Origin of the sequence: Methylomonas methanica, from assembly GCF_001644035.1 — a bacterium.
Taxonomy (GTDB): domain Bacteria; phylum Pseudomonadota; class Gammaproteobacteria; order Methylococcales; family Methylomonadaceae; genus Methylomonas; species Methylomonas methanica_A.
Genome location: NZ_LUUG01000074.1, coordinates 1 through 8,632, shown reverse-complemented (window position 1 = coordinate 8,632; position 8,632 = coordinate 1). Strand labels below are relative to the sequence as shown.

Below are 8,632 nucleotides of genomic sequence, written 5' to 3'. Positions count from 1 at the left end.
ACTTTGAACAGAGTATCTACGGCCCTGGTTAACTATCGCCAGGAGCGCGCCCGCCGCAGTTCATTGCTGGCAGCAGCTAAAGCCAGCGAGGAAGCCTCGGCACTTGCAAATCTGCGTTATCAGGAAGGCATAGCGGATTTTCTGACTTTACTGCGTTTGTTGCAAGATCAAAGTCAATTTGCGCAAAGCGAAATTGCTAGCACCCTGACTGCTGTCTACAAGTCTTTAGGTGGTGGCTGGTTGGAGTCAACAACCAGTGCTGGCATGCTTGAAACTAAAATAGTCGAATAGACTGTTCCTCGCTTAAGACATTCAATCCATATTTCCAATTAGCCTACTCCCTGAGTTCGGCCAGTCGGCTTTAGCAAGAGCTGTCATACAGGTGTTTATACGCATTGTCATTTTGCGTTGCAGTGTTAGAGTTTTTAGGCAAAGCCATCGTAAGCAAGGAACAGAGAGTCGGGTATCTCGGGCAATAAATTCAGAAACAAGCACGTATGAAAAATTCAAACGCTGGTAACCCAGGACAGAATTGACAACCAAGAATTGGGGGGTAGTTATGCGAGCATTAAATAAAAAAGACGTTATTAAAATCTGCATGCTGACGCTGAGTTTGACTTGGTCGGCAGCAGTTTTTGCCCAAAAATCAGCGTTCGATCGTATCGTGGTGTTTGGTGCGAGTTTGAGTGATTCCGGGAACGCGATTGTGTTGATTAATAATGCCGCCGAGTTTGGTTTTGCTCAATGCGATTTGGGTACACCACTAAATGTGCCGCCTTACGATCAAATGGATAAATTGTATTTACCCGATGACTCTTATGTTGAATTATTGGTGCCCGATGGGGTGTACGCCAGAGGCGGTCACCATGTAACCAATGGCGCCACCTGGATTGAGCAATATGCGCGTGGTCAGGGATTATCGGGAACCGTTAGACCCGCTCTGCGAAATCCAGGACTGCAGGCCAGCAATTACGCCGTGGGTGGCGCCAGAGCCAGGCCGGTAACAGCACAGACGCTTCCGGACGATGTTATGCGCTGCCGGTTTAACCTATCCGATCAACTGGCAGCCTATTTAGCGGATTTTCAAATCGGCCCCGGCAAGCCTATTTCCGGCGAAACCTTGTTTGTTATCGAAGTTGGCGGTAACGATGTCAGAGATGCGCTGGATATACTATTGAATACCCAAAACGTTGACGCTGCTAAGGAAGTAATCGGCCAGGCAATTGGCAATATTGGCGCGACGATTCAAACGCTGTATGGTTTGGGGGCGCGCAAATTTCTCCTGATGAATGTGCCGAACATCGGCCGAACACCAACGGTTAGCTTATTGGATCGCCTTTTCACGCCGCCACCCAGACCAATTGAAGATACTGTTGCCTATAACGCGAATATGCTAGCGCTGGGCTTTAATCTAGCCTTGGGGCAACTTCAAGACGGTTTAAATTTGGCGTTACAGGCGGCGGGCGACATCAGAACGTTGGATCTCTATGGCTTGCTGGAGGAAATTGTCTGGGATAAGGAGAACAATGCCTCAAAACAATTGGCATCACCAATGTGACAGATGCCTGCATTCACCCCAATGAGCCGCCATACACCTGTAAAAAGCCTGACTCCTATCTGTTCTGGGATGGCATACATCCCACCAAAGCGGTTCACGGCAGAATGGCGCAAAGAGCAGTTACCGTTTTGCAATAAAGACTACCCTTAAAATAGTTGCTTTGACTTTTACAAAGCAAACTGACACCTCAAAATCCCCGTACCATCCGGAGATTTTACCTCGTTCCCAATCCCAGAATGGGAGTGGCGATTAGCCGCGCTGCTGCAACATCAAACCGCAGCACGGTTGTGCTGGTGACCACGCAACGCGTGTGGGAACCAGCACAATAAATGCTATCAATGTCCACTTATGTCAATCTGGAACCATCCGCCTATTCCTGTCAGATGTTTTTGGCTTCTGAAAACATAATTTGTTGTCTATGATGCTGTTGCAGTAATGCTGCTCCCGCCACATTAGCGGTATTTTAACTAACCACGATAACGCGACCATGACCCAGCCACACTATTTCCAAGCCGGCGAAAACTGTTTCGTCGTCGAGCAGTATAACGATTGCGCGCCTTTCGCCAGTTTTTTGCCGGGGATTGCCGGGATGCGCGGGCGCCCAGCCTGGGTGTTTTATGTGAATCGCGGGCAGGCAATTGCCAGTTTTGGGGTGCGAAATAAGGACGGCGCGTTTTTGGAGTTTTTCCCGGCCGATAAGGCTTATCAACTGACGGCGTCGCGCGGTTTTCGGACTTTTCTAAAAGTTGCCGATGGTGGACACAGTCTGAATTACGAACCGTTTCAGCGCGGTGCTGGGTCGGAGGTTACGCAGCGTCTTTACGTGACGCCGCACGAGGTGGGCGTGGAAGAACTTAATCCCAAACTCGGCTTAAGCTTGCGCGCCGATGTGTTCACCTTGGCCGAAGCGCCGGTGGCCGGTTTGCTGCGTCGGGTGGAGATCGTCAACACCGCCGATAAAGCCAGACAGATCGAGATCGTCGATGGCTTGCCGCAAGTGCTGCCCTATGCGATGAATCAATGGATACTCAAATTCATGAGCCGCACCTCGGAAGCTTTTATGCGGGTGGAGGGCGTGGCGGAGAATCTGCCGTTTTACCGTTTGAAAGTCTGGCCCACCGATAGCCCGCAGGTGGAGCCGGTGATTGCCGGCAATTTCTTCGTCGGCTTTTTGGATGGCCAGCACAATCAAGCCGTTGTCGATCCGGAACGGATTTTTGGTTTGGCCGGCGATTTTGCTCAACCTGAACGATTTTTTTCAGACCAGCCGCTGGATTTTGCCGAGCAGGTCAGCGGCAATCAGACGCCGGCAGCGTTTCAGCACCTTAAGCTCTCTTTGCAGCCCGGCGAAAGCAGGGTGTTTTACGGGGTATACGGGCATGCCGGTTCCCGTGAGATTTTGGATCAATTCCTTATCGAAGCCGCTCAACCGGACTATTTTGAGGGCAAACGCGAAGCCAATCGCCGCTTGGTAAACGACATCAGCCAAAAGGCTTTTACCGCGACCGCCAAACCGCTGTTCGATGCTCATGCCCGGCAATGTTATCTTGACAACGGCTTACGCGGCGGCTTTTCCATGCCAGTACCCGGCGGCGCGCATTTATATTTGTTTGGCCGCAAGCATGGCGATCTGGAGCGGGATTACAACGATTTTTTATTGCAAGACACGCCCTATTCCGAAGGCAACGGCGACTTTCGCGACGTGCTGCAAAATCGGCGCATGGACCTGTTCTTCGATCCGGCCTTGGATGCCAAAAACATTCGTTATTTTTTCAATCTGATTCAGCCGGACGGCTATAACCCCTGCTCTTTGCGCAACTCGCGTTTTGCCTTGGATGCGCCCGACAATTTTGCGCATTTTTATCAGCGTTTTCCGGTACTGGAATCCTTGCTGCACAAAGAATTTAAGTACGCGGAACTGGTGCAGGCGCTAGGAAATACTCCCGATGCGGAAGCCATGCTGACCGCAATTTTGTCCGAAGCGCGGGAAATGGAAGACGCGGAATTCGACCGCGGCTATTGGTCGGATCATTGGACCTATTTGGTGGATTTATTGATTAGTTATGCGGCGATTTTTCCGGATCGCCTAGCCGGTTTGTTTCAGGACAAAACTTACAGCTTTTTCGACCCTACCCACGCTGTGGCGCCGCGCGCGCAAAAGTATGTGCTAACCGCAAATGGCGTTCGCCAATACAACGCGGTGCAATATCGTCCTGAGAAAAAAGCCCTTATTGACGCACGCCAGCAGCGCCGCTATCAAGTGCGTACGCAAGCCGGCCACGGTGAGATTGTTTACACCAGTTTATTGGGCAAGATTCTGACGCTGGTGGCTAACAAGCTGGCTACGCTCGATCCGGCCGGAGTGGGCATCGAAATGGAAGCGGACCGACCCGGCTGGTGCGACGCCTTGAACGGCTTGCCTGGCATTTTGGGCTCGTCGGTGAACGAAACCATAGAGCTGAAGCGTTTGGTGGATTTCACTCGCTCAGTGCTCAGCCAAGTCGATGTCCCCTGCGTGTTACCGGTTGAGTTAGCGCAGTTTGTGACTTCGTTACACGTTCTGTTAAGCCGCGCCGATTTGACGCCACAGTTGTTCTGGCAGGAAAGCGGCGCGCTGAAAGAAGCTTATCGTGATCAGGTATTCATGGGCTTTGCCGGTGCCGAACAAGCGCTTGCCGATATCCAAAGTTTCCTGGGCTTGGTAACAAATTATCTGAATACCGCAATAGACAAAGCCCGCACACCTAAAGGCATAGTCACTTATTTTGCTTACGATGCGGAGCAATATCGGGAGCTGGAGACCGGTGGCTTGGAAGTAACCCATTTTCGGCAAAAACAGCTGCCATTATTCCTGGAAGGCTTTGTACATGCCTTGCGCATCGCCGATCCGGTGCAGGCGCAGACGCTTTATCAAGCCGTCCAAAACTCCGAATTGTTCGACCGCAAACTGGGCATGTACCGAGTCAACGAATCCTTGGGCGACGATGCGTTGGACTTGGGGCGCATCGGGGTTTTTAACTACGGTTGGCTGGAGAACGGTTCGATCTTTTTACACATGCATTACAAGTTTGTACTGGAGATGGTGCGGGCTGGTTTGATCGATGAGTTTTATGCCCACATCGAAACCTTACTGCTGCCTTTTCACGAACCCAGCGAATACAAACGCAACCCCATCGAGAACTCCAGTTTCCTGGTCAGTAGCGGTTTTACAATCGATGCGCGCCAGCACGGACGCGGCTGCGTGGCCCGATTATCCGGCGCTACCGTGGAGTTTTTGCACTTGTGGACGCATCTCTTTCTGGGGCCAAAGCCGTTTGTTTTGGAAGGGGACATCTTGGTCTTTAAACCGAGACCGTTTTTGGCTGCAACATTTTTTACCGGCGGCGAGCAATCGGTCACGCCGTTTGCCGATGAGGAGACCTTACGCGCCAATAGCGCGACCTGCACGCTGTTCGGCTCGACCTTGCTGGTTTATGTCAATCCACAGCGCCGCGACACTTTTGGTGAGGATGCGGTAAAACCGCTGCAATTTCAGTTATACGGTCGTGACGGCACGACGCAGTCGGTAAGTACCGCAAATATCGAGGGCGCGACGGCAGAAGCCTTACGATCAGGTCAATATCGCCGGATCGATGTGTTGCTTGGATGACGGTTCGTCAGGCTGCCCAAACATAAGTAGCCACAGCCTTTGCCGGTAAGGTGACGAGCGCGCTTTTGTTTTGATATTGAATGGCAAAGGCTTGCTGTTCGGCTATATCGTTTAGCACGATCAACACGATAGCCCCGGCAGGCGTGAGGAAGGCCACGTTAGGTAAATCGCTTGGATCGCTGGAGTGAATTCTCACCGAACCGGGCCGGACGAATTTCGTGGCGTGAGCAATCACGTAATAGGCAACATTCCGCATAACCTCATCGCCGTCGATCGTCAAAGCGCCCACACAGCGGGCCTCGCCGCCTGGTGTGTGCGGCCCGCAAAATGGATCGGAAGCCAAATTCCATTCCAGAACCGCCCTGCTCCAGTTTCGCAATGAACCGATCAGCACATGACGGACGTGCCACATTAAGTCACCGCCGAATTCACCATCAGAGCCTACCCATTGCTCGGTGAAATATAGTTTCATGTCCGGATACGCCTGGTGCATTTCCGACAACACCGAAATATCGCCGCCATAGAGATGCCAGGCCGAGCCGTTGAGATACTGCCGCGCGTCGGCGTCCGCGAACACCGCCAATGGGTATTCCGGCACGTCACAATTGTGATCCCAGCAAAACAATTCCACGTCGGCCAAACCAGCGTCGCGCAAGGCCGGTCCGAGGTGACCTTTGATAAACTCGACCTGCTCCGACGCTTCCATGACCATACTGGGTTCGTTTTTTTGATTCAGCGGCTCGTTCTGCGGCGTGATGGCATGGATCACGATGCCACGCTCGCGCATGGCTTGCAGGTATTTGACCAGGTAAGCGGCGTAGACTGCGTAGTACTCGGGTTTGAGTTTGCCGCCGATAAACGCTTGGTTAGTCTTCATCCAACGTGGTGCCGACCAGGCTGTAGCGATAATTTTTAGCGATGGGTTGAGCGCCAGAATGCCTTGCAGCAGCGGAATAACCTCTGTATCCCCGGCGTTCAAATCAAACTGCGCAAGCTCCAGGTCCGTCTGACCATCCGGCATGTCGTCATAGCTAAAGCAACGCTCGCTTAAATCAGACGCACCAATGCTGAGGCGTAAACAGCTGACGCCGATGCCGTCACCTTCCGGCAAAAATAACTCCCGCAACAAAGCCTGCCTTTCAGCGCCGGGTAGCGCAGCAATCAGCATGGCGCTGCCGCCGGTCAAGGAGAAGCCAAAGCCTTCGATGGGTTGATAACAATCTTCGGTATTGATCGCTATTACAGGCAAATCGCCGGTGTTGTGGTTAAAACCCAATAAGCTGGCTTGCCGGTCAAACAAAGCCTGCTGATCCGCGGTCGTCAGCCAAACCTCGACAGGCGTGCCCGCCTCGCTTTCAGAAGATATTGGTTGAAAATCGTTGATTTGCTCAGACATGACAGCCCTCATGGTTAGCGCGGAAGCGGCTCCGCCGGATTTAATACACACAACATCAGGCTATATTATCGATGCTTTGCAGGAGCTAGCCAGTTTAATCTTCATCATGCATTGCTGCTGTCGCTAAACAAACATGCTGATTCGCAAATTGCCTAAGCTGAATGCCCTGCGCATCTTAAAAATCGTCATTTCGGCATACCCGCCGGTGCACAAGGGGCTTGGGAGCTTGCCGAAACCTAGACGCATGGACAGCTTGAAGCTTGCTGAACAAGACAGACTTTGTGCGGAGCGTCTCAGGCTTTTTTTTGGCCATTGTCATAAAACCGTCAAAATCACTTATACTGCGTTTTCTGTTTTCACGCATGGAGATTGGATATGAAAAAGTTGGTATCAATTCGCGCGCTAACGGCTCGGCTTAACCGTAAGCTGGCTAAAGAATCAAAAAAACTATTAAAGTACAAGCCCAGATTGCAGAGCAACGACCCGATTGTCGAATACGCGATTGTCGATTTGAAGACAAACTCCATCCTTAACTTTCACATGGCCAGTGAATTACAGGAATTTGCCAGAGGACTAGGCTGTTTAGCCAGTCTGGAAGAAATTTCTTTTGAATAGCAGCTGTTTATAGCGCTGAAATTCCATAAAGCCGGGTACGCCCGGCTTTTTTGTGCCTACAACTGGCGCCTAAATGAAGCCTTATCCAGACTTAGAATGTCTGCTTTCTAAGTTTTGACGTTCATCTGGTTATTTAAGGCACGTTCCGAAATTTCGTTGTAAAGATTGGCTAATTCGGCGATCAATTTTTGATATTCAGGATGATGCTTCAAGAGGGGCATCATCATGCTGGCTTCCGAAAGCATCTGTTCAAAATGCATGATTTCAATTTCGTTCAGCGTATCGCCATCTTCCACTCTTTTTTTAACGGCCAACGCGCGCGGGATGGACTGCTCTTCCAATTGCTCTACAAAGGCAGTGATAATGCCGATTTCATCATCTGACGAATACATTTGTATTTCCTGTTTGTCGCGACGAGAAGCCATCGCTGCTGAATTATGCCATAGTCACCACGATGTCTTTGATCTTCCGGGTTTCTCTGAGAATAGCGTTTCCTATAGTTTTTAGAAGTTACCTTGACTAAGTTTTCGGTATCTTGCGTAAAAATTCGGATGTAAATTTTGACTTTAAACATGGTAAAGCCGAATATTGAAACTACTATTTAGCATTTTTGGATAAAAAGATGACATTTCTTAAAAAAATATCTGCTCTGGCCCTTTTATCTCTAACAACCAACACAGCCTGGTCTGAACCCGTTTACTTTTGCAAAGTGGAAAGAGTTTATGACGACGATGTTAGCGTTACAGCCAAGATTGTTCATGAAGACTGCTCAGGCGTAGCCTTTCTTTGGTATGCCAAGTCTTACGTCGAGGCATCCTGCTGGCCAGGCGCCATCGAATTGTTGAAGGGTAAATGCGCACAAAACGATGCCGGCACCAAAGACCTCGCAACCGATCAGCCGGTAACCGAAACGCAAGAAGACATGTCCCAGCCCGACATAAACCAAACATTAGACGTTCAGAGCCCTTCATTTCAATAAAATCATAGGTCAGCCTTACACGACCGATGCATTGCACTACATGCAGCACCTATGGGCTGCGATATTTGCCAGTTTCTTTACTCTGGTTCCCAAACTCCAGTTTGGGAACGCCATCTTGAAAGCTCCAGCTTTCGTCGGTTTGATCGGGAAGCTAGAGCTTCCAAGACCGAGTAACCAAGTCAAAACCGATGCGTTTCACTACGTTCAGCTTATCCACGGGCTACCTTGCGCGCGGCAGCATATCATTATTTCAAGACGACGCAGAGCGTCTGGAGCGGCGTTCCCACGTTGGAACGTGGGAACGATGAAACAACGTTCCCACTCAGCGCATGGGAACGAGTAAAACGAGGAATTCTTCAAGGGGGGTTGGTTTTCTCCCGTATGCCGCGCCGAGCACCGGAGCTTTTGAACGGATTAGCCCGTTAGATACTCTGT

7 protein-coding genes and 1 pseudogene are annotated in these 8,632 nt (G+C 50.7%); 6 read left to right on the top strand and 2 right to left on the bottom strand.

Annotated features, from left to right (window positions below; all coding sequences use genetic code 11):
* From A1332_RS25660 to A1332_RS12710, 3 genes and pseudogenes are all read left to right on the top strand, one after another.
* Window positions 1-291, top strand: a pseudogene (locus A1332_RS25660) (hypothetical protein); the annotation flags it as partial.
* Between the two features lie 268 nt (window positions 292-559).
* Window positions 560-1,558, top strand: coding sequence for an SGNH/GDSL hydrolase family protein (locus tag A1332_RS12715; protein WP_064008864.1), 999 nt, complete (start codon window positions 560-562; stop codon window positions 1,556-1,558).
* Window positions 1,559-2,045: 487 nt separating this feature from the next.
* Window positions 2,046-5,207, top strand: a complete 3,162-nt coding sequence (locus A1332_RS12710; RefSeq protein ID WP_064008863.1) for a hypothetical protein — start codon at window positions 2,046-2,048, stop codon at window positions 5,205-5,207.
* 7 nt (window positions 5,208-5,214) lie between these two features.
* Here A1332_RS12710 and A1332_RS12705 read toward each other — a convergent pair whose 3' ends face one another.
* Window positions 5,215-6,603, bottom strand: coding sequence for a glycoside hydrolase family 30 protein (locus A1332_RS12705; RefSeq protein WP_064008862.1), 1,389 nt, complete (start codon window positions 6,601-6,603; stop codon window positions 5,215-5,217).
* Between the two features lie 133 nt (window positions 6,604-6,736).
* On the opposite strand from A1332_RS12705, the gene A1332_RS12700 reads away from it, so the two are divergent.
* Window positions 6,737-6,982, top strand: coding sequence for a hypothetical protein (locus tag A1332_RS12700; RefSeq protein WP_064008861.1), 246 nt, complete (start codon window positions 6,737-6,739; stop codon window positions 6,980-6,982).
* The gene (locus A1332_RS12695; RefSeq protein WP_064008860.1) at window positions 6,979-7,218 is read left to right on the top strand and encodes a hypothetical protein; all 240 of its coding nucleotides are present in this window, start codon (window positions 6,979-6,981) and stop codon (window positions 7,216-7,218) included. The genes A1332_RS12700 and A1332_RS12695 overlap by 4 nt, the downstream gene beginning before the upstream one ends.
* A 107-nt stretch (window positions 7,219-7,325) precedes the next feature.
* Here the strand turns inward: A1332_RS12695 and A1332_RS12690 are convergent, their stop codons facing one another.
* Entirely contained in the window at window positions 7,326-7,643 is a 318-nt protein-coding gene (locus tag A1332_RS12690; protein ID WP_197491451.1) for a hypothetical protein, read from the bottom strand.
* A gap of 197 nt (window positions 7,644-7,840) precedes the next feature.
* On the opposite strand from A1332_RS12690, the gene A1332_RS12685 reads away from it, so the two are divergent.
* Window positions 7,841-8,197 carry a hypothetical protein gene (locus A1332_RS12685; protein WP_157204009.1) on the top strand — a complete coding sequence of 119 codons (357 nt, stop codon included), beginning with the start codon at window positions 7,841-7,843 and terminating at the stop codon, window positions 8,195-8,197.
* The last annotated feature ends 435 nt before the right edge of the window (window positions 8,198-8,632 follow it).

Excerpts from the sequence above, each read along its gene's own strand:
- A1332_RS12715 (WP_064008864.1), top strand. The coding sequence starts at position 560 with ATGCGAGCATTAAATAAAAAAGACGTTATTAAAATCTGCATGCTGACG.
- A1332_RS12710 (WP_064008863.1), top strand. The coding sequence starts at position 2,046 with ATGACCCAGCCACACTATTTCCAAGCCGGCGAAAACTGTTTCGTCGTC.
- A1332_RS12705 (WP_064008862.1), bottom strand. The coding sequence starts at position 6,603 with ATGTCTGAGCAAATCAACGATTTTCAACCAATATCTTCTGAAAGCGAG.
- A1332_RS12700 (WP_064008861.1), top strand. The coding sequence starts at position 6,737 with ATGCTGATTCGCAAATTGCCTAAGCTGAATGCCCTGCGCATCTTAAAA.
- A1332_RS12695 (WP_064008860.1), top strand. The coding sequence starts at position 6,979 with ATGAAAAAGTTGGTATCAATTCGCGCGCTAACGGCTCGGCTTAACCGT.
- A1332_RS12690 (WP_197491451.1), bottom strand. The coding sequence starts at position 7,643 with ATGGCTTCTCGTCGCGACAAACAGGAAATACAAATGTATTCGTCAGAT.
- A1332_RS12685 (WP_157204009.1), top strand. The coding sequence starts at position 7,841 with ATGACATTTCTTAAAAAAATATCTGCTCTGGCCCTTTTATCTCTAACA.